The 19,786-nt window shown below is 61.7% G+C and carries 19 protein-coding genes and 1 pseudogene; 10 read left to right on the top strand and 10 right to left on the bottom strand.

Translation table 11 applies throughout. From position 1 onward, the window contains the following. The first annotated feature begins 37 nt into the window (after positions 1 to 37). Positions 38 to 850 (top strand): inositol monophosphatase family protein, encoded by an 813-nt coding sequence (locus tag BKP54_RS29770; protein ID WP_025428430.1) that lies wholly within the window; start codon positions 38 to 40, stop codon positions 848 to 850. 22 nt (positions 851 to 872) lie between these two features. Here BKP54_RS29770 and BKP54_RS29765 read toward each other — a convergent pair whose 3' ends face one another. Beyond that, complete coding sequence (locus BKP54_RS29765; protein ID WP_025428429.1) at positions 873 to 1,646, bottom strand: slipin family protein; 774 nt, start codon at positions 1,644 to 1,646, stop codon at positions 873 to 875. A gap of 26 nt (positions 1,647 to 1,672) precedes the next feature. Then, entirely contained in the window at positions 1,673 to 3,037 is a 1,365-nt protein-coding gene (locus BKP54_RS29760) for a nodulation protein NfeD (protein WP_025428428.1), read from the bottom strand. Between the two features lie 244 nt (positions 3,038 to 3,281). Between BKP54_RS29760 and BKP54_RS29755 the strand changes: the two genes are divergently transcribed. Both BKP54_RS29755 and BKP54_RS29750 read left to right on the top strand, forming a co-directional pair. Then, positions 3,282 to 3,983, top strand: a complete 702-nt coding sequence (locus tag BKP54_RS29755; RefSeq protein ID WP_025428427.1) for a DUF2161 family putative PD-(D/E)XK-type phosphodiesterase — start codon at positions 3,282 to 3,284, stop codon at positions 3,981 to 3,983. Between the two features lie 19 nt (positions 3,984 to 4,002). Continuing rightward, positions 4,003 to 4,371, top strand: coding sequence for a YbaN family protein (locus BKP54_RS29750; protein ID WP_025428426.1), 369 nt, complete (start codon positions 4,003 to 4,005; stop codon positions 4,369 to 4,371). Positions 4,372 to 4,411: 40 nt separating this feature from the next. Here BKP54_RS29750 and BKP54_RS29745 read toward each other — a convergent pair whose 3' ends face one another. The 6 genes from BKP54_RS29745 to napE are packed head-to-tail and all read right to left on the bottom strand — an operon-like array spanning position 4,412 to position 9,035. After that, positions 4,412 to 5,107: a NapC/NirT family cytochrome c gene (locus tag BKP54_RS29745; RefSeq protein ID WP_025428425.1), complete on the bottom strand. Its 696-nt coding sequence runs from the start codon at positions 5,105 to 5,107 to the stop codon at positions 4,412 to 4,414. A 4-nt stretch (positions 5,108 to 5,111) separates the two neighbouring features. Then, positions 5,112 to 5,612 (bottom strand): nitrate reductase cytochrome c-type subunit, encoded by a 501-nt coding sequence (locus tag BKP54_RS29740; RefSeq protein ID WP_038577799.1) that lies wholly within the window; start codon positions 5,610 to 5,612, stop codon positions 5,112 to 5,114. Then, entirely contained in the window at positions 5,582 to 8,086 is a 2,505-nt protein-coding gene (napA, locus tag BKP54_RS29735; RefSeq protein WP_084815339.1) for a periplasmic nitrate reductase subunit alpha, read from the bottom strand. The genes BKP54_RS29740 and napA overlap by 31 nt, the downstream gene beginning before the upstream one ends. Further along, positions 8,061 to 8,348, bottom strand: a complete 288-nt coding sequence (locus BKP54_RS29730) for a chaperone NapD (RefSeq protein ID WP_025428422.1) — start codon at positions 8,346 to 8,348, stop codon at positions 8,061 to 8,063. Before BKP54_RS29730 ends, napA begins: the two co-directional genes overlap by 26 nt. Next, positions 8,341 to 8,835 (bottom strand): ferredoxin-type protein NapF, encoded by a 495-nt coding sequence (gene napF, locus BKP54_RS29725; RefSeq protein ID WP_081788922.1) that lies wholly within the window; start codon positions 8,833 to 8,835, stop codon positions 8,341 to 8,343. The genes BKP54_RS29730 and napF overlap by 8 nt, the downstream gene beginning before the upstream one ends. An 8-nt stretch (positions 8,836 to 8,843) precedes the next feature. Beyond that, entirely contained in the window at positions 8,844 to 9,035 is a 192-nt protein-coding gene (gene napE, locus BKP54_RS29720; RefSeq protein ID WP_025428420.1) for a periplasmic nitrate reductase, NapE protein, read from the bottom strand. 521 nt (positions 9,036 to 9,556) lie between these two features. Here napE and BKP54_RS29715 point away from each other — a divergent pair. From BKP54_RS29715 to BKP54_RS29685, 7 genes and pseudogenes are all read left to right on the top strand, one after another. Further along, positions 9,557 to 10,036, top strand: coding sequence for a GNAT family N-acetyltransferase (locus BKP54_RS29715; protein WP_057208907.1), 480 nt, complete (start codon positions 9,557 to 9,559; stop codon positions 10,034 to 10,036). A gap of 24 nt (positions 10,037 to 10,060) precedes the next feature. Continuing rightward, positions 10,061 to 11,083, top strand: coding sequence for a glycoside hydrolase family 3 N-terminal domain-containing protein (locus BKP54_RS29710; protein ID WP_025428418.1), 1,023 nt, complete (start codon positions 10,061 to 10,063; stop codon positions 11,081 to 11,083). 35 nt (positions 11,084 to 11,118) lie between these two features. Continuing rightward, positions 11,119 to 12,764 (top strand): annotated as a pseudogene (locus BKP54_RS29705) (ABC transporter substrate-binding protein). Positions 12,765 to 12,928: 164 nt separating this feature from the next. Continuing rightward, positions 12,929 to 13,906, top strand: coding sequence for an ABC transporter permease (locus BKP54_RS29700; RefSeq protein WP_025428416.1), 978 nt, complete (start codon positions 12,929 to 12,931; stop codon positions 13,904 to 13,906). A gap of 1 nt (position 13,907) precedes the next feature. Next, positions 13,908 to 14,798, top strand: a complete 891-nt coding sequence (locus tag BKP54_RS29695; protein ID WP_025428415.1) for an ABC transporter permease — start codon at positions 13,908 to 13,910, stop codon at positions 14,796 to 14,798. Next, positions 14,795 to 15,598 (top strand): ABC transporter ATP-binding protein, encoded by an 804-nt coding sequence (locus tag BKP54_RS29690; protein WP_025428414.1) that lies wholly within the window; start codon positions 14,795 to 14,797, stop codon positions 15,596 to 15,598. The genes BKP54_RS29695 and BKP54_RS29690 overlap by 4 nt, the downstream gene beginning before the upstream one ends. After that, complete coding sequence (locus BKP54_RS29685; protein WP_025428413.1) at positions 15,595 to 16,503, top strand: ABC transporter ATP-binding protein; 909 nt, start codon at positions 15,595 to 15,597, stop codon at positions 16,501 to 16,503. The genes BKP54_RS29690 and BKP54_RS29685 overlap by 4 nt, the downstream gene beginning before the upstream one ends. Positions 16,504 to 16,688: 185 nt before the next feature. On the opposite strand, the gene BKP54_RS29680 is transcribed toward BKP54_RS29685, so the two are convergent. Both BKP54_RS29680 and BKP54_RS29675 read right to left on the bottom strand, forming a co-directional pair. After that, positions 16,689 to 17,732, bottom strand: coding sequence for a glutamine synthetase beta-grasp domain-containing protein (locus tag BKP54_RS29680; RefSeq protein ID WP_025428412.1), 1,044 nt, complete (start codon positions 17,730 to 17,732; stop codon positions 16,689 to 16,691). 383 nt (positions 17,733 to 18,115) lie between these two features. After that, positions 18,116 to 19,513, bottom strand: a complete 1,398-nt coding sequence (locus BKP54_RS29675) for a PLP-dependent aminotransferase family protein (protein WP_025428411.1) — start codon at positions 19,511 to 19,513, stop codon at positions 18,116 to 18,118. Between the last annotated feature and the right edge of the window lie 273 nt (positions 19,514 to 19,786).

Genomic DNA, 19,786 nt, shown 5'->3' with positions numbered 1-19,786 from the left:
TATGATGTCTTGAGATCGACACAGGAAGGACTATTGCATGACTTCGCCAATCGCGGGCCTTGAAGCTCGCTTCGCGCTCACCAAGACCATTGCCGAGGAAGCCGGACGGCTTGCCCATGACTACTTCCTGCAGCGCGAGACTCTGGTCATCGAAACCAAGGCCGACGCCCATGACGTTGTTTCAATCGCCGACCGGAACGTCGAGACGCTGATCCGCGATCGCATCAGCGCCTCGTTCCCGGACGACGGTGTGCTCGGCGAAGAACACGGCCTTGTCAGTGGCACTTCGGGCTTCACCTGGGTGATCGATCCGATCGATGGAACGACGCCCTTTGTCAACGGCATGCCCAACTGGTGCATCTCGATCGCCGTGCTTTATGCCGACAAACCCGTGATCGGCGTGATCCAGTCGCCGTGTCACGACGAGCTCTATGCGGCTGCTTCCGGACTGGGCGCGACACTGAACGGCAAGACCCTGCGCCTCGATGCGACACGGACGATCCGCGATGCCGTGACAGGACTTGGCGCCAACAATCACGTGACGCCGGCCGAAGTCGCGGGGATCGTCGAGCGCCTTCTTGCCGCCGGCGGCAACTTCATGCGCAACGGTTCGGGCGCGCTGATGATCGCCTATGTGGCCGCCGGTCGGCTCGTCGGCTACTACGAACCCTACATGCATGCCTGGGATTGCCTGGCCGGTTATTGCCTCGTCAACGAGGCAGGCGGCTGGTCGCTGCCCTTCCCGACACAGGGCGAAGCCCTGACCCGGGGAAGCGCTGTTCTGGTCGCAGCGCCCGGTGCTATCGACGACCTGCTCAAGGTCGCACAACTCGAACGCAAGGCAGCCTGAAACATCGAGACCCCAAACGTGATCAGCTCGTCGACTTATCGACCTTGGCCGACAGCAGGTTGACGAGCTCCATCGGGAACGGAAACACGATCGTCGAGTTCTTTTCGCCGGCGATCACGTTCAAGGTGCTCAAATAGCGCAACTGCATGGCTTCGGGCTGCCGGGCGAGGATCTCGGCGGCCTCGAGCAGCTTGGCCGCCGCCTGCTGCTCGCCTTCGGCGTTGATGACCTTGGCACGACGTTCCCGTTCGGCCTCTGCCTGGCGGGCAATGGCGCGGACCATGCTTTCGTTGATGTCGACATGTTTGATCTCGACCGTGGCAACCTTGATGCCCCAGGCATCGGTCTGGCTGTCGAGGATCTTCTGGATGTCTTCGTTCAGGCGGTCGCGTTCTGCCAGCATCTCATCGAGGTCGTGTTTGCCGAGTACTGAGCGCAATGTCGTCTGGGCGAGCTGGCTCGTCGCCATCATGAAATCCTCGACCTGGATCGTCGACTTTTCGGCATCTATCACCCTGAAGTAGATGACCGCGCTGACGCGGACCGACACGTTGTCGTGCGAGATGACGTCCTGGCTTGGAACATCGAGCACGCGGGTTCTAAGATCGACCCGCACCATCTGCTGGACATAGGGAAGAAGCAGGATCAGCCCCGGACCCTTGACGCCCGTGAAGCGACCGAGTGTGAAGATGACGCCGCGCTCATATTCGCGCAGGATCCTGATCGCATAGGCAATGACGATCAGGAGGAACAACAGGATCGCGAGATAGGGAGCGAGGCTCCCAAGTATGTCCATGATCTTTACTCCTTCTACCGCATGCGTCAGGCTTTTGCCTCGTCGCGCGCGACCTCGAGCGTCAGCCCGTTGCGGCCGACAACCTTCACATTTTCTCCCGCATCCAGCGTCTGGCTGCTGACAGCCTGCCACCGTTCGCCGTGGGCGATCACATAGCCGCTGGCGCCGGCCCAGCTATCGACCTTGCCCGCCAGCCCGATCATCTGCTCGCCGCCGGTCACCACCGCATGGCGCCGCGCGCTGAAGGCGAGACGGGCGACGAGCAGGCTGAAACCGAGGCTGGCAATGCCGACGCCGGCAAGCATCGCCCATGAGACCTGCAGCCCCGGAGTGTCGGTATCGAAAAGGATCGCAGCGCCGAGAACCAGCGCCAGGGCGCCGCCGGCACCGAGTACACCGAAAGAAGGCGAATGCGCCTCCGCAACCATCAGGCCGACGCCGAGCAGGATCAAACCGAGACCGGCATAGCTCACCGGCAAAACGGCCAGTGCGTAGAGACCGAGCAGCAGGCAGATCCCGCCGACGGTGCCAGGCACGACCGATCCGGGGGTCAGGAACTCGAAGATCAGTCCATAGATGCCGATCATCATCAGAATGATCGCGATGTTCGGATCGGTGATCACCCCAAGCAGGCGCGTGCGCCAGTCGGGCACAAAAGCCTCCACGCCAAGCCCAGTCGTTTCAAGCGTGATATCCGCCTGCCCGACACGGACAATTCGCCCCTGCGCCTGCTTCAGCAGATCGTCGATGGAAGCGGCAGTGAAATCGACGACTTTCTCCTGAACGGCAGCAGCCGCAGACAGGCTCGCAGCCTCGCGCACAGCCCGTTCGGCCCAATCGGCATTGCGCCCGCGCAACTCGGCCAGTCCGCGGATATAGGCGACGGCATCGTTGATGAGCTTGGCCTCGATTGTCGTCTGGGTTGGCCGAGATTGGGCAGCAGTATCTTTGTCGTTCTCGCCGGGACGCTCGTCCTTCTGGCCGCCGAACATGTCTCCGCCGATAGCGATCGGCGTTGCCGCCCCGAGATTGGTTCCCGGCGCCATGGCAGCGATATGGCTTGCATAGAGGATGTAGGTGCCAGCGCTTGCCGCACGTGCTCCGCTGGGTGCAACGAAGCTCGCGACTGGAACGGATGATGCCAGGATCGCCTGGATGATTTCGCGCATGGAGGTATCGAGACCACCCGGCGTATCCATTTGGAGAACGACAAGCGGCAGGTGCCGATCATTGGCCTTCTGCAATCCGCGTTTGATATATTCAGCCGATGCCGGACCGATCGCCCCCTTCAAAGACAGCACCAAAACAACCTTCTCGGTTTCTGGCGCGGACGCGGCGGGAAACACGAATGCTGATATCAGCGACAGCAACAGGGTGAGGACTCGCAACATCTGTCGTCAAAGCCTCGGATACCGGGCGCCCTCCGGCGAAGGCCGCCCACGCAGCAATATTAACACACCATAAAGTTAAGACGAAGCACAACGCACCACCGCGCTGCGACCGGACAACCGGATGACAAAGCCCCGGATCGGGGCTATCTGCATGTCAGAACAATTGCCCCGGCTCGCGTAACAAACGACCATGGCGGCACTTGCCAAGACGAACCGCCTTCGATCTCGACAGGAACCCATCCGCTTGGAGACAACACTTTATCTTCCGATCAAGCGCTTCCTCGAAGAGGCGGGATACTCCGTCAAAGGTGAGGTCGGGGGCTGCGATATCCTTGCGCTCAGCGACGACGAGCCGCCGCTCGTCGTTATCTGCGAGCTGAAGCTGACGTTCAATCTGGAACTGGTGCTGCAGGCAGTGGATCGCGCCAATGCCGGTGACGAAGTTTGGATCGCAGCGCGTGTCTCGGCCAAGGGCAAAGGGCGGGAGAGCGACCGCCGCTTTCGCGATCTCTGCCGCCGGCTCGGGTTCGGCATGCTCGCCGTTGCCGACAACGGCACGGTCGACGTGATTGTTGCGGCATCGGCCGCCATGCCGCGCAGGAACCTGAAAAAGCGAGCGCGTCTCATCAAGGAACACCGCCGTCGCAAGGGCGACCCGACGCTCGGCGGCAGCACGCGCGCGCCGATCATGACCGCCTATCGCCAGCAGGCCCTCGCCTGCGCGGCGGCATTGCAGGATGGCAATCTACGTCCTCGCGACCTGCGTGAGGCCGCACCCGATGCCGCCAAGATCCTGCAAGGCAATGTCTATGGCTGGTTCGAACGGGTCGACCGCGGCATCTATGCGCTGACCGGAATGGGAGCTGAAGCACTTCGGCGCTGGCCGCAAGGCCGAGTATCGGGTGAGAATGATACCGCGGCGATGTCGACATGTTCCGAAGATTGACCCGGCTTGGAGACCAGCTATGAACCTTCCTCTTCGGCTGCTCTGTCTTGGTCTTGGATGGCTGATGATCGGTTTCGCCGTCGCCGGCATCTTTTTGCCGATCTTGCCAACCACGCCCTTTCTTCTCCTGGCGGCCGGCCTGTTCGCTCGCGCGTCGCCGCGACTTGAGCGCTGGCTGCTGGAACACCCGACCTTCGGTCCATCCTTGCGGCTCTGGCGGGAAAAAGGTGCGATACCGGCTCGGGCAAAGATCATAGCCATTTCGCTGATGGCTACGAGCTTCGCCTTCTTCTGCATCGTCAGCAAACCGAGCCTGCCGCTTGCGTCGGTTGTCGCCGGGGCGATGCTGCTCCCGGCCCTTTTTATCATCACCAGGCCGACCGCCTGAGGGGTCACCCCCTTCGCGGCGCATTTACCGGAAGCGACGATCAGAGATTGCTGGCGTGAAGCTCCATCATCGCGCGGCGAAGATCGTCGATCGGCGTCATGCCCGAGGTGCTTGTGCCTTCCAGCTCCTTCGGCATCTTCCAGCCGGGATCGATACCCTGCATGTTCGGCAGTTCGTGCGCGATGCCCTTGTGGCAATCGATGCAGGTCGCCTTGCCCGATAGCAGGTAGCGCGTGTGAATGGTGGCGGCCCGCTCCGTCTGCTTCTGCAGATCCATGGCAACAGAGGAATGGCAGTTGCGGCATTCCAGGCTGTCGTTGGCCTTCAGCCGCGCCCATTCGTGCTGGGCCAGTTCAAGCCGTTTTTCCAGAAATTTGGGGCGGGTGTTGATGGTGCCGAAGATCTTGCCCCAGACCTCCTTCGACGCCTGCATCTTGCGGGCGATCTTGTCGGTCCACTGATGCGGAACGTGACAATCCGGGCAGGAGGCGCGCACGCCGGAACGATTGGAAAAATGGATCGTGCGCGTCAGTTCCTCATAGACGTTGTCTTTCATCTCGTGACAGGAAGTGCAGAACTTCTCGGTATTGGTGATCTCCAGCGCCGTATTGAAGGCGCCCCAGAACATCACGCCACCGATGAAGCCGCCCAGCGTCAGAAAGCCGAGGCTGAGCGTGCCCGCCGGCGTGCTGACAAGCCGCCACGCCCACAGGATAAGTCTCCGGATCCGCTGCATGGGCTCACTCGCTTCCGGCCGGCTTGACGCCGAGTTCGCTCATGTCCTTGAAGACATTGTCGACCAATGGGCGAACATCCGCCTGCGGCACATGACATGCCGTGCAGAAGTAGCGCCGCGGCGAAACGTCGGCGATCATCTGCCCGTCGCGCGTCATGTAGTGCGTCACGCTGATCATCGGTGCGCCGCTATCCTGCGTGAACTCGCGTTTGTGGCAGGAGAGACAGCGGTTGGTATTGACCGAAAGCTGGTAACCCTCGATCGAGTGCGGGATGATCGGCGGCTGGTCCGGGTAGGCGCGCATCTTGCGTTTGTCATCGACCACCCATTTCGGCAAGCTCGCGGCAGCCCCGGTTTCCATCTGTGGTGTCGGGCCTTCAAGCTGCGGCACCATTTGCTGGACGACCTGGGCAATCGCCGTCGTCGTGACAAACATGACGAGGCCGATGGCAACGACCACCCATTCTGGTCGCTTCAAGCGACTGAGACGATCTTGACTGCGCATTTTTTGAAATCCGTCTGTTTGGAGATGGGATCCGTTGCGTCGAGTGTCACCTTGTTGATCAACTGGCTCGCATCGAACCACGGCACGAAGATCACGCCGGGCGGCATGCGATTGCGTCCGCGCGTGTCGATGCGTGAGCGGATCTCGCCGCGCCGCGACATGATCCGCACCTCCGCTCCCTGATTGATGCCGCGCTTGCGGGCGTCATCCGCATTCATGAAGCAGCGGGCGCCCGGAAAGGCGCGATAGAGCTCCGGCACACGCATCGTCATCGAACCCGAATGCCAGTGTTCGAGCACGCGACCCGTCACCAACCAGAGATCGAATTCCTCGTCGGGCGATTCCGCCGGCGGCTCGTAGGGCACCGCAAGAATGACCGCCTTGCCATCCGGGCGGCCGTAGAATTTCACGCCCTCGCCGGCCTTGACGTAGGGGTCGTAGCCCTCGCGATAGCGCCAGCGCGTCTCCTTGCCGTCGACCACCGGCCAACGCAGACCGCGTTCCTCGTGGTACCGGTCGTAGGGCGCGAGATCGTGACCATGGCCGCGACCGAAGGTGGCATATTCCTCGAACAGCCCCTTCTGGAGGTAGAAGCCGAAGGCTTCGGCCTCGTTGTTGGCGTAGTCGCCGCTGACTTCGCTTAAGGGGAAGCGGTTGACCTCACCGTTCTGGAACAGGACGTCATGCAGGCTCTTGCCCTTGAACTCTGGGTTGGCAGCGAGGATTTCGGCCGGCCAGACTTCGTCGGTTATAAAGCGCTTGGAGAACTCGACCATCTGCCAGAGATCCGAGCGCGCCTCGCCCGGCGCGTGCACCAGCTGGTGCCAGACATGGGTCCGCCGCTCGGCATTGCCGTAGGCGCCTTCCTTTTCCACCCACATGGCCGCCGGCAGGATGAGGTCGGCGCTCATGGCCGTGATCGTCGGATAGGCATCCGAGACCACGATGAAATTCTCCGGGTTTCGATAGCCTTGGTAGGTTTCGTTGCTGGTATTGGGGGCGGCCTGGACGTTGTTGTTGACCTGAACCCAGTAGAAGCTGAGCTTGCCATCCTTGAGCATGCGATCCTGCTCGACAGCGTGATAGCCGGGCTTTTCCGGGATGATCCCATGCGGAACGCGCCAGATCTCCTCGGCGTGCTTGCGGTGCTCCGGATTGGTGACGGTCATGTCGGCGGGCAGACGGTGGGCGAAGGTGCCAACCTCGCGCGCGGTGCCGCAGGCCGACGGCTGGCCGGTCAGCGAGAACGGGCTGTTGCCGGGCTCCGAGATCTTTCCGGTCAGAAGGTGAATGTTGTAGACCATCTGGTTGGCCCAGACGCCCCGCACATGCTGATTGAACCCCATGGTCCACAACGACATCACCTTGCGCTGCGGATCGGCGTAGAGTTCGGCGAGTTCCTCCAGAAACGCCGGGTCGACACCGGTCATCTCGGCGGTCTTCTCCAGAGTGTATTCCGACACGAACGCCTTGAACGCCTCGTAGTCCATCGGCTCCATCTTGCCGGGGTCGGATGAATTGGCCGCCTTAACTTCGATGGGATTGTCCGGACGCAGGCCATAGCCGATATCGGTGACGCCGCGCATGAAGGTGGTGTGTTTACGAACGAAGTCCTCGTTCACCCGGCCCTTCTCGATGATGTAATTGGCGATGTAGTTGAGGATCACCAGGTCGGTGCCGGGTTTGAACACCATCGGAATGTCGGCGAGGTCCATGCTGCGGTGGGTGAAGGTCGACAGAACAGCCACCTTCACATGCGACTGGCCCAGGCGGCGATCAGCAAGCCTTGTCCACAGGATCGGATGCATCTCCGCCATGTTCGAGCCCCAGAGCACGAAGGCGTCCGCATGTTCGAAGTCATCATAGCAGCCCATCGGCTCGTCCATGCCGAAGGTTCGCATGAAGGCGTAGGCCGCCGAGGCCATGCAGTGGCGGGCATTGGGGTCGAGGTTGTTCGAGCGGAAGCCGGCGCGCATCAGCTTCGTCGCAGCATAGCCCTCGAAGATCGTCCACTGGCCGGATCCGAACATGCCGACCGCCGTCGGCCCCTTTTCCTTCAGCACCTTCTTGCACTGTTCGGCCATGACGTCGAAGGCTTCGTCCCAGCTCACCGCCTCGAACTCGCCGTCCTTGCTGTAGGCGCCGTTCAGCTTGCGCAGCATCGGCGTCTTCAGCCGGTCGGAGCCATACATGATCTTGGAGAGGAAATAGCCCTTGATGCAGTTGAGGCCGCGGTTGACCTCGGCCTGCATGTCGCCATGGGTGGCAACGACCTGCCCCTCCTTGACGCCGACCATGACGCCGCAGCCGGTGCCGCAGAAGCGACAGGGCGCCTTCGACCACTTGATTTCGAGCGCGCTGATACCGCCGGGCACCGGTTGAGCGGCGGCGGGCAGTGCGATGCCGGCGGTGGCGGCGGCGATGCCGGCCGCGTGCGCCTTCAGGATATCACGCCGCGTCAGTTCGGTGGTCATCGTCCGTCACTCCTTCCGTTTCGACATGTTCGAAAACCATATTGGCCGCTACCACGCCCTCGAGCGTGGAGATCGTCGACAGGCATTCGCCAAGCATGCCGGTACTCGTTCCCTCGATGACGACGACAATCTTGCCGCCCTCATGGCCGTAAACCTCGACATTTGCCATGCGCGCCAGCGCGGCAAGGACAGCATCCTTCATCGCCGGAAGAGCGACGACGACGGCGCTTGAGATATGATATTGCCGGGAGGGATCAGGCATGGACGCCCTCCTGAACCCGATCCGCAATGCCGATTGCACCGACAGGACAGACGCCGATGCAGGCACCGCATCCGCTGCAACTGTTGACATCCACCTCTGGCAGGAACGGCCCGCCGGTCCGGGGCCGAAAGCGGATCGCCTGCTGCGGACAGGCATCGCGACAGGATTGGCAGGCGACGTTGTTGCGCGCGAGGCAGCCGTCGCCGATCGCAACGACATGGGCAAGCCGCGTTACGCCTTCGGCTGCGAATACCGGCTCCGGACAGGCCCGCGCACAGTCGCCGCAGAAGGTGCATTCGCCGCCTGAAAAATCGAGCGATGGACGCTCGTCCAGGAGCGAAATGATGCGGGTGGGACACTTTTCCACACATTGGCCGCAACCGGTGCATGCCGTCAGGCTTTCAAGCGTGACGCCCGGCGGCAGGACGCGCCTTCGCTCCGCCTGCCGGCCCAAGAACAATCCTCGTCTGGTTGTCATTGCCCCCATCGATCACCTCAATGCCCAAGCGGGCCCGGCGGGCCGTAAACGATCTGCAGCATCCAGACGATGAAGCCGTAACCGCCGACCACGCCGACGGCGACCAACGGCCAGATGCCAAAGGCAAGAACAAGAAATGTCAAAAGCTCCTGGCGCCGGCGAGATCGCGGCTCCTGCTCGGTCAAGTGCTGTGGAGGTAACTCTGACACGCCTGGCTCCCGGGCTCGTTGAACCGAAAGCATAGTAACAATCCGTGACAGAAAATAAAGCGGAACAAACTCTACTTTTGTAATCAAGAATAAAAATAACATCTGTCAATTCAACAAGATATTTGCCCTGGGAATTGCAGTGGTTCCTTGGAGAAAAACAGCGAAAATCAAACTTAGTATTTTTGTAAATTACAATATGAAAAGAACAATAGCAGAACAAAGAGCGGCGGCGACAGCTTGACGCGTGTGCTGGCAGTGCGCGCATGTTCGGTCTCGAAGCCATTGGTTTTCGAAGGCAACTCGATGATTCGTCGTTTGACCGCCGACGAGTTCGCCGGAGCCAAGACTCTGTGACGCGATAATACTTGCGCAGCCGACTGTTCTCGCTGCCGTCATGGTGAAGCGTCAACCCTCCCACCCCATCGCCGCGATTGCCGGTTGACAACCCGCCGGAGATGAGGACACATATTGCATTACAAAGGGATCAATTCCTTAATAAAGGAATATACGGAGGACTAGGGGTGCCGGACTTGCTTGTCAGCTTGTATTCGCCGACGCTCGCCAATCTCAAGCGGAAAACCGACACGACCGGCATTCGCATTCGCCCGGCGCTTCCGCCGGAAATGCATGTCGTCGTCGACTGGGTAAGGCAGAACTTCAGTGAGAATTGGGCGAGCGAGGTTTCGGTCGCCTTCTCCCGCCAGCCAATCGCCTGCCTGATCGCGGTGGAAGGTGGCAAGCTGCTTGGCTTTGCCTGCTACGACACGACGGCGCGCGGCTTCTTCGGCCCAACCGGGGTCGCCGGCGAGAGCCGTGGGCGCGGTATTGGCGTCGATCTGTTGACCGCATCGCTCGAGACCATGAAGACGCTCGGCCATGCCTATGCCTTTATCGGCGATGCCGGCCCGGTCGATTTCTACGCCAAGACCATCGGCGCCGTTGCCATCCCCGCCGCCGACAAAGGCATCTACGAAGGCATGCTTCGTAATCCATCCAAATAATCATCTGAACATCGGAGCTCTCCAATGGCATCGACACCGCTCGCCCTCTTCGTCGGCCTACCAAACCCAACACTCTCGGACGACGAGTTCGCCCTGTTTCGCGAAACCAACCCGCTCGGCCTCTTCGTCGGCCGGCGCAATCTGCGCGAGCCCGGCCAGGTCAAGATCCTGATCGAGCGCTTCCGCGAGGCGGTCGAGCGCGAAGACGCACCTGTCTTCACTGACCAGGAAGGCGGCCGCGTCCAGCATCTCGACGCCGGTCCCTGGCCGCTTTTCCGCAGCTTCGGCCAGTTTGCCGAACTGGCGCGCCATGACCTTGCGCTCGGCAAGAAGGCGCTTCGCCTGTCGTCCCAGGCAATGGGCACGATGATGAGCGAACTCGGCCTCACCAGCGGCTGCTCGCCGGTCCTCGATCTCGTGTTCGAAACGACCAGCGCCGTCATCGGTGCGCGCTCCTTCGGTTCGGATCCGGACTTCATCGCCGCCCTCGGCCGCGAGGTGGTCGATGGCCTGCTTGAGACCGGCAACATGCCTGTCATGAAGCACATCCCCGGTCATGGCCGCGCCACACGCGACTCTCACAAGGAGCGCCCGGTCGTCGATGCATCGCGAGAAACGCTCGTCGCGACCGACTTCAAGCCTTTCGTTGCCCTCAAGGACACGCCCTGGGCGATGGTCGCTCACGTCGTCTACTCCGCCTATGACAGCGAGCTGCCAGCCTCGATCTCGCCGACGATGCATGAAGTGATCCGCAACGACATGGGCTATGAGGGCGTGCTGGTGTCCGATTGCATCTTCATGGAATCGCTGCGTGGCACCTTGCCCGAGCGTGTGAAGCAGGTGCTCGACGCCGGCTCCGACGTCGCACTTCACAGCCACGGCGATCTGGCCGAGAGCGAGGCTGCCGCCAAGGCCGCCCGTCCGCTGACAGAGGCCGCCCAGAAGCGCATCGCCGCCGGCCAGAGCCGGCTCGGCAAGCTCAAGGTCGACATTCGCGCGGCCCACGCCGAAGTCGAAGAGATGTTCAAGAGCGTTCTCGTCGCCTGACGAGACGCCACTCACAAATCAAGAGGGGAGAAACAATGAAAAAATCCATTCTCTGGGCAGCGACCGCGCTGACCCTTTTCGCTGCACCGGCCATGGCGCAGTCGATCCTGACGGTCAATATCGAGCCGGCCACGACCTGGGTTCGCAACTTCAACCCGTTCAACCAGACGTCGGCGCGCCAAAGCACGCTCGACTTCATCTACGAGCCGCTGGTCGTCTTCAATCGCTTCGATGACAACAAACCGGTCTTCCGGCTTGCCGAAAGCTTCAAGCTTGCCGACGATCTGAAAAGCATCGAGTTCAAGCTGCGCCCAAACCTGAAATGGTCCGATGGCAAGCCGCTGACGGCTGCTGACGTCAAGTTCACCTACGACTACCTGAAGAAGTTCCCGGCGCTCGACTTCGTCAGCATCTGGACCTTCATCACCGGCGTCGAGGCCGTCGACGGCCAGACCGTTCGCTTCACGCTCGCCAATCCAAGCTCGCTTGCTGCCGAACAGCTTGCCCAGCTGCCGATCGTGCCGGAGCATGTCTGGAAGGATGTCGCCGAACCGGTGACCTTCGCCAACGAAACACCTGTTGGCAGCGGCCCGATGACGGAGATCCCGCGCTTCACCGGCCAGACCTACGACCAGTGCCGCAACCCGCACTATTGGGACGCCGCGCTCAAGGTCGATTGCATGCGCTTCCCGCAGCTCGCCGACAACAACCAGATCCTGACCGCGACCGCGTCGGGCACGCTCGACTGGGGCGTTTCCTTCATCCCGGATATCGAGAACGTCTACGTCGCCAAGGATCCGGAGCACTTCCATTTCTGGTACTCGCCGAGCAGCATGGTGGCATTCCTCTTCAACCAGGAAACCGCCAACGAGAACAACCGCAAGGCCTTCAACGACGTAAAATTCCGTCGTGCGGCCAGCATGGCGCTCGACCGTGGCACCATGGTCGACGTTGCCGGCTACGGCTATCCGACGCTCAACGAAGATCCGGCCGGCATGGGCGAACTCTACAAGAGCTGGGCTGATCCGTCGTCGCGACCGACTTCGGCACCTACGGCAAGTACGACGCCGATGCTTCCAAGGCTCTGCTCGACGAGGCCGGCTATGTCGACAAGGACGGCGACGGTTTCCGCGACAATCCTGACGGTAGCAAGATCTCCTTCTCGATCATCGTGCCGAGCTCCTGGACCGACTGGATCGACACGGTGACGATCGCCGTCGAGGGCCTGCAAGCCGTCGGCCTCGATGCCAAGATCGAGACGCCGGAAGAAGCGGTCTGGACCGGCAATCTCATCAACGGCACGTTCGACGCGGCGATCAACAGCCTGCCGGCCTCCGCCTCGCCCTACTATCCGTACAAGCGCGCCTTCAGTGCTTCGGACAAGGGCAAGACGCGCTTTACCGCGCAGCGTTGGTTCAATGACGATGTCGAGAAGCTTTTGACCGAGTTCACCCACACGGCTGACCTCGCCAAGCAGAAGGAGGCCATGAACAAGGCTCAGCGCATCGTCGCCGAGAACCTGCCGATGATGCCGGTCTTCAACAATCCAAACTGGTACCAGTACAACACCAAGCGCTTCAAAGGCTGGGTGACGGCCGAGACCCCGTTCGTCAATCCGTCGATCTCGCGGACCAACCCGGCGCGCCTGCTGCATTTGCTGGCACTCGAACCGGTCAACTAAACACCCCCAGGACTGGCGGGAGTGGCTCATCACCGGGCCGCTCCCGCTTTCGCGCCGGCCTCGGGAGCACAATAGCTCCGCGATTAAAGGCTTGCGCCATTTCAAAGCGTTTCTGCCGCCTTTCCTGCCGGTAACAGGGCCATGGCGCAGTCGATGGAGTCCCCATGGCTTTCCTGCTTCGCCGCCTATGCTTCTATCTGGCAGCCTTCGTCGCGGCGGCGACGATCAACTTCTTTTTGCCACGGCTGATGCCCGGCGACCCCGTGCAGATCATGTTTTCGAGCGCGGGCGCGGAGCTTCCCCCCGAAAGCCTGCAGGCGCTGAAGCTCACCTTCGGTTTCGTCGATGGCCCGCTCTGGCAGCAATATCTGACCTATCTCGGCAGCATCTTCAGCGGCGACCTCGGCCGCTCGATCAAATATTTCCCGCTTCCGGTGACGACGGTTCTCGGCAACGCGCTGGTCTGGACGGTCGGCCTGATGGGCACGGCGACCATCATCAGCTTCACGCTGGGAACCTTCCTCGGCATTCTCGCCGCCTGGCGCCGCGGCAGCCTTTTCGATGTCATCGTTTCGGTCGGTGCGATCTTCGCGACCTCGGTTCCGGCCGTCGTCACCTCGCTGATCGTCGTCTTCTTCTTCGGCTTTACGCTGAACTGGTTCCCGACGGGCTACGCTGCCGATCCGGCGCTCGACCCGGCCTTTACGCTGCAATACCTCGGCAGCGTCCTCTATCACGGCATTCTGCCGATGCTGACGCTCTGCACGGTCTTGACCGGCGGTTTCGCCGTCACCATGCGCAACAACATGATCAACCTGCTCGGCGAGGACTATATCGTCATGGCCCGCGCCAAGGGCCTATCGGACGGACATGTGATGCTCTGGTACGCGGCGCGCAATGCGCTGCTGCCGACCGTATCGAGCCTTGCCATCGCCATCGGCACGATCCTCGGCGGCTCGCTCGTCACCGAAGTCGTGTTCAATTATCCGGGTCTCGGCAACATCCTCTATCAGGCGATCCTCGCCCGTGATTATCCCGTTATCCAGGGGCAGTTGCTGATCATGACTGCGACCATGCTGGTTGCCAATTTCATCGTCGACGTCAGCTATGTGCTGCTCGACCCCCGACTGAAGAAGGCGTGAGATGAAGACCCAACCCTTCGGATTGATCCGCAATCGCAAGGCTCTGGTCGGCGTCGCCATCATCGCCTTCATCCTCATCGTGGCGATCGCCGCACCGCTGCTTACCCCTTACGATCCGGGTGCCCGCGTCGGCCGCCCGCATCAGGCGCCGTCGTTTGCCCATTGGCTCGGCACCACCCGCATCGGCCAGGATGTGTTCACGCGGCTGATCTATGGCGCCCGCACCTCGCTTGCCGTCGGCTTCGGCGCAGGCCTGCTCATAACAATCGTCGGCACGGCGCTCGGCATTCTCGCCGGCTATCGCGGCGGCAAGGTCGACGAAGTCATCAGCTTCTTCACCAACATGGTGCTAGTGGTTCCCAACCTGCCGCTGCTCCTGGTGCTCGCCGCCTTCATCGGTCAGGCCAGCCCCTGGGTCATCGCGCTGATCCTCGGCGGAACCTCCTGGGCCTGGGGCGCCCGCGTCACCCGCGCCGAGACGCTTTCCGTCAAGCAGAAGGACTACGTCAAATCGGCGGAGATGATGGGCGAGCCGCGCTGGCGCATCATGACCTTCGAGATCTTCCCCAACCTGATCTCGATCGTCGGCATCAACTTCATCGGCAGCGTCATTTTCGCGATCATCACCCAGGCGACGCTCGAGTTTCTCGGCCTTGGCGACCCGAAGGTCGTCTCCTGGGGCACCATGCTCTATGCCGCGCAGAAGGCGTCGGCGCTTTCGGTCGGCGCGTGGTGGGACATTCTCACGCCCTGCTTTGCGCTCGCCTTCCTCGGCATCGGCCTGTCGCTTCTGAACTTCGCCGTTGACGAGATCGCCAACCCGCGGCTGCGCACCGGCAATCGGCTCGGTCGCTGGTCCGCACTCATCCGATCCGGGGAGGGTCGCCTGTGACCGCGCCACTGCTATCCGTCAAAAACCTGACGATCGACTATATCGGCGAGGAAAAGGACTTTCGCGCCGTCGACAATGTCAGCTTCGACGTCGCTCCCGGCGAGGTCTTCGGCCTTGCCGGCGAATCCGGTTGCGGCAAGAGCACCATTGCCTTTGCCATCAGCCGGCTACACAAGCCACCAGCGCTGATCAGGAGGGAAAGCACCATTCTGCTCAATGGCCGCAACGTGCTCGACCTAGATGACAAGGCCTTGCGCGATTTTCGCTGGCGCGAGGTCGCCATGGTGTTCCAGAGCGCGATGAACTCGCTCAATCCGGTGCTGCGCATCGAGCAGCAATTCTACGACGTGCTGAAGACCCACAAAGGCATGAGCCGTGCGCAGGCGCGCGACCGCACCGCCGAAATGCTGAAACTCGTCGATATCGCCCCGGACCGCATGCGCGACTACCCGCATCAGTTTTCCGGCGGCATGCGCCAGCGCATCGTCATCGCCATTTGCCTGGCGCTCGATCCGAGGCTGGTGGTCATGGATGAACCGACGACGGCGCTCGACGTCGTCGTCCAGCGTGAAATCCTCCAGCGAATCAACGAATTGCGGCGAACCCTCGGCTTCGCCGTTCTGTTCATCACCCACGATCTCGGGCTGATGGTGCAGTTCTGCGACCGGATCGGCATCATGCTCGCCGGCAAGCTCGTCGAGCAGAACACGGCGGAGGCGATCTACGGATCGCCGCAGCACGACTACACAAAACAACTTTGGACCTCCTTCCCGTCGCTCCATGGAGGTGTCCTGCTATGACCGCCCAGCCAACCCCGATCCTTGCGCTTGACAGGGTCACCAAGACATTCGGCCACGGTCCGGGCGCAGTCCATGCGGCCCGCTCGATCTCGTTTTCGCTGCATGCAGGCCGCGCACTCGCCCTCGTCGGCGAGTCAGGCAGCGGCAAGACCACCTGCGCCCGTATGGCGATGCGCGAATATATGCCGACGGAGGGAAAGATCCTCTTCAGGGGCGAGCCGGTCGACGGCGCCAGCCCGGCCGAGACGGTCCTCTACCGACGCGCGGTGCAGATGATCTTCCAGGACCCGTTCGCCTCGCTCAACCCGGCTCATACCATCGCCTATCATTTGAAGCGGCCGCTGCTGCTGCACCGCCCGGATATCAAGCGTTCCGAGATCGACGCGACGGTTCGTGCGCTGCTGCAACAGGTGAAACTCGACCCCGACCTCGTCGCGCCCAAATATCCGCACGAGCTTTCCGGCGGCCAGCGCCAGCGCGTCAATATCGCCCGCGCGCTTGCCGCCAAGCCGGAAGTGATCGTCGCCGACGAGCCGACGTCGATGCTCGACGTCTCTGTTCGCCTCGGCGTGCTCAATCTCTTGAGCGAGATGAAGCAGCAGATGAAGCTCGGTCTGCTCTACATCACCCACGACATCGCCACCGCCCGTTATGTCGCCGAGGATATCGCCGTCATGTATGCCGGCCAGATCGTCGAATGGGGCAATGTCGGCAAGGTGATCGACAACCCCGCTCACCCCTACACCAAGCTGCTGCTCTCTGCCGTGCCTGACCCGGATATCCGCTTCGACGACCCGAGCGTTCGGCTGCGTCCGGAGGATGTCGAAGAGATCCGGCGCAAATCCGCGATGACGCAGGACCGCATCGTCGAAGTGGATACGGACCACTTCGTTCGCACCGCCTGAACCGCGGCGCCGCCGCCGGCATTGCCGCCGGCACCCACCCTCCCCGAAGCTATCCTCCCAGGACAGCAAAAGACAAAACGCCCCGCTCGAAAGCGGGGCGTTTTGTCTTTGCAACCGTTAGCGATTGCATATGCTTGGAGACAGAGCGTGCATGGCGTGCCGCTACAGCACGCCATGACACATGCTCAGGCCGCCTTCATCTGGTTTTCGACATCGGTCGGAACCGTCGAGATCGTCTTCAGGATCTGCGAAGCGATCTGGTAGGGGTCGCCTTGCGAGTTCGGGCGGCGATCTTCGAGGTAGCCGCGGTAGTTGTTGTTGACGAAGCTGTGCGGGACGCGGATCGAAGCGCCGCGGTCAGCCACGCCGTAGCTGAACTGGTGGATCGACTGCGTCTCGTGCTTGCCGGTCAGGCGCATATGGTTGTCGGGTCCGTAGACGGCGATGTGATCCGCGCGGGCGTCCTCGAAAGCCGACATCAGGTTTTCGAAGTAGTCCTTGCCACCGACGTCGCGCATGAAGGCGGTCGAGAAGTTGGCATGCATGCCCGAGCCGTTCCAGTCGGTGTCGCCGAGCGGCTTGCAGTGATACTCGATATCGATGCCGTACTTTTCAGTCAGGCGCTGCAGCAGGTAGCGCGCCAGCCAGATTTCGTCGGCGGCCTTCTTGGAACCCTTGCCGAAGACCTGGAACTCCCATTGGCCCTTAGCCACTTCGGCATTGATGCCTTCGTGGTTGATGCCGGCCGCCAGGCAGATGTCGAGATGTTCTTCGACGATCTGGCGGGCGATATCGCCGACATTGCTGTAGCCGACACCGGTGTAGTACGGGCCCTGCGGTGCCGGGAAGCCGGTTTCCGGGAAGCCGAGCGGGCGGCCGTTCTTGTAGAAGAAGTATTCCTGCTCGAAGCCGAACCAGGCGCTATCGTCTTCCATGACGGTTGCGCGGGTGTTGGACGGATGCGGCGTCTTGCCGTCGGGCATCATGACTTCGCAGAGCACCAGAACGCCGTTCTTACGCTCGCTGTCGGGATAGACGGCGACAGGCTTCAGGACACAGTCCGAGCTCTTGCCTTCCGCCTGCATCGTCGAGCTTCCGTCGAAGCCCCAGAAAGGAAGCTCATCCAGCTTCGGGAATGCATCGAATTCCTTGATCAAGGTTTTTCCGCGGAGGTTCGGGGCCGGTGTGTACCCATCGAGCCAAATGTACTCGAGCTTATACTTTGTCATTGCGTTCTCTCACATGGCGCCATGATCTGGCTAAGTTCCGAAGCGGCCCGGCAACCCAATTCAGCTGCCCAACAACCGGTACTCACAAGAAAGCATTAATCGTGCCAGTTTGCGTTTGCGCCGCCAAAGATCGAAAAATCAATGCCCACGCCACTCGCGGCGATGGAGCGAAAGACGCGCCAAGACTAAGGATGAAGCGGATTGCACATAAAATAGGCATTGAACGCCGCGGTTTGAGGCATAGGCCCGGCGGAGTGCCGTAAACACCGGCGAATAGAAGCGGCGCGGCCGCGCGGTCGACAACAACCTGCGTCAAAAGGGTTGCTCGAAGAACAAGCACCGTCTCGCGGCTCGCTCAAATCGGCCGCTATGGATATGAGTGGTTATCGAGCAATCTCAGCCAGCACGCGATAGAGCCGCTCATCAATCGATTGGGCGACGTTGAAGCGCAGAAATCCTGCCGCCGAACCCGAATGGCTGAAAGCATTGCCGGGGGCGAGGACAATATCGTGAGCCAGCGCCTTCTGGGCCAGCTCCGAGGCATCAAGACCTTCCGAGAGCCGACACCAGAGGAACATGCCGGCCTGCGGCTCGATCCAGGGCGTGATCCCGACCGTGGCCAGGCGCGCTACCGTCTCGGTCATCGTCCGCGTCAGCCGCAGCCGCAGCGCCTCCATGTGCTTTCGGTAGCTGCCATCGCGCAAAAGGGTCAGCACCAGTTCGGCTGCAAGGCTCGGGCCGCCGAAAGTGGTCGCGATCTTGAGATCGGTCAGCCCCTCGATCCAGCCTCGGGGGGCGGCGATATAGCCGCAGCGCACCGAGGCGGAGAGCGTCTTGGAAAAGCTGCCGATCTGCACCACACGGTCGAGCCCATCGAAGGCGGCAAGCCGTGACGCCGGCACATGCTCGAAATCGGCGAAGATGTCGTCCTCGACAACAGTCAACCCTGCCTGCTCGACAAGTCGCAACAGGCGGTGGGCAATCACGGGAGAAAGCGTGGCGCCGGTCGGATTGTGCACGGCGGAATTGGTGATGTAGAGGCGAGGACGGTAGGCCTCCAGCGCCTCGGCGAAGCGATCGAGATCGGGACCAACAGGCGTATAGGGCACGCTGACGACATTGACGCGATGCGCCCGCAACAGCGCCTGGAAATTGAAGTAGCATGGATCGTCGACGATGACGGTATCGCCCGGTTCGAGCAGGAACCGACAGAGAAGATCGATCGCCTGGGTGCCTGACTCGGTCAGGATGATCTGATCGGGCGATGCCTCGACACCATGCTCGGCCAGCCTTCGCGACAGCAACTGCCGCAGCGGTCGCAAGCCGAGCGGCGTGCCGTAATCCGTCAGGCTCGCGGCATCCGTGCGCGCGAGCGAGCGCAGCGCCCGCCTGAGCGCTGCCTCCGGCATCCAGGACGCCGGCAACCAGCCGCAACCGGGCTTCAGAACGTGGGCGTCCGTTTCAAGCGCCTGACGCGAAACCCAGAGAGGGTCGACTGCGCGGTCGAGCCGCGGTCCGACTTCCGTGAGCGACAACGGCGCCAGGGGGGCAGACACGAAAAAGCCGGAGCCGGGCCGCGACCGGATCACGCCTTCGGCCGCCAGACGCTCGTAAGCCTCGACAACCGTCGATTTGGAAACCCGCATCGTTGTCGCAAGCGCCCGAATGGACGGAAGCTTGGCGCCCGGCGTCAACGACCGGCTGGCAATGCGCTGCCGGATCGTGCCCATGACCCCGTCGAGCAAGGTTTCGCCACCGATCTCCGTTTGTTGAAACGCCATCTGTATTGGACCTTCGCACAGGACAGTTTGGCGTAACTGTACCGCATTGTCTCTGGAAGAACCATCGCCCCCAGCCGATACAGGTGGAAAGGAGGTGGCATGAAAGCAGCCGCGTCCCAGGAGAGAACGGACCATTGAGATGCAGGTGATGATCGAGGGACAGTCACGCTTCCGGCCTTTCGGCTTACCTTATTGGGGTTTCGAAGATCTCAACAAGGGAGTTGGAAGCATGACTGCCTCTTATGATTACCATATTGGCGTCGACTACCACAA

This window comes from Ensifer sp. 1H6, assembly GCF_001976035.1.
In the GTDB taxonomy this organism is placed as follows: Bacteria; Pseudomonadota; Alphaproteobacteria; order Rhizobiales; family Rhizobiaceae; genus Ensifer; species Ensifer canadensis.
The sequence above is the reverse complement of the archived record's forward strand: the minus strand, read 5'-3'. Positions and strand labels throughout refer to the sequence as shown.

Excerpts from the sequence above, each read along its gene's own strand:
- BKP54_RS29770 (WP_025428430.1), top strand. The coding sequence starts at position 38 with ATGACTTCGCCAATCGCGGGCCTTGAAGCTCGCTTCGCGCTCACCAAG.
- BKP54_RS29765 (WP_025428429.1), bottom strand. The coding sequence starts at position 1,646 with ATGGACATACTTGGGAGCCTCGCTCCCTATCTCGCGATCCTGTTGTTC.
- BKP54_RS29760 (WP_025428428.1), bottom strand. The coding sequence starts at position 3,037 with ATGTTGCGAGTCCTCACCCTGTTGCTGTCGCTGATATCAGCATTCGTG.
- BKP54_RS29750 (WP_025428426.1), top strand. The coding sequence starts at position 4,003 with ATGAACCTTCCTCTTCGGCTGCTCTGTCTTGGTCTTGGATGGCTGATG.
- BKP54_RS29745 (WP_025428425.1), bottom strand. The coding sequence starts at position 5,107 with ATGCAGCGGATCCGGAGACTTATCCTGTGGGCGTGGCGGCTTGTCAGC.
- BKP54_RS29740 (WP_038577799.1), bottom strand. The coding sequence starts at position 5,612 with ATGCGCAGTCAAGATCGTCTCAGTCGCTTGAAGCGACCAGAATGGGTG.
- napA (WP_084815339.1), bottom strand. The coding sequence starts at position 8,086 with ATGACCACCGAACTGACGCGGCGTGATATCCTGAAGGCGCACGCGGCC.
- BKP54_RS29730 (WP_025428422.1), bottom strand. The coding sequence starts at position 8,348 with ATGCCTGATCCCTCCCGGCAATATCATATCTCAAGCGCCGTCGTCGTC.
- napF (WP_081788922.1), bottom strand. The coding sequence starts at position 8,835 with ATGGGGGCAATGACAACCAGACGAGGATTGTTCTTGGGCCGGCAGGCG.
- BKP54_RS29710 (WP_025428418.1), top strand. The coding sequence starts at position 10,061 with ATGGCATCGACACCGCTCGCCCTCTTCGTCGGCCTACCAAACCCAACA.
- BKP54_RS29700 (WP_025428416.1), top strand. The coding sequence starts at position 12,929 with ATGGCTTTCCTGCTTCGCCGCCTATGCTTCTATCTGGCAGCCTTCGTC.
- BKP54_RS29695 (WP_025428415.1), top strand. The coding sequence starts at position 13,908 with ATGAAGACCCAACCCTTCGGATTGATCCGCAATCGCAAGGCTCTGGTC.
- BKP54_RS29685 (WP_025428413.1), top strand. The coding sequence starts at position 15,595 with ATGACCGCCCAGCCAACCCCGATCCTTGCGCTTGACAGGGTCACCAAG.
- BKP54_RS29680 (WP_025428412.1), bottom strand. The coding sequence starts at position 17,732 with ATGACAAAGTATAAGCTCGAGTACATTTGGCTCGATGGGTACACACCG.
- BKP54_RS29675 (WP_025428411.1), bottom strand. The coding sequence starts at position 19,513 with ATGGCGTTTCAACAAACGGAGATCGGTGGCGAAACCTTGCTCGACGGG.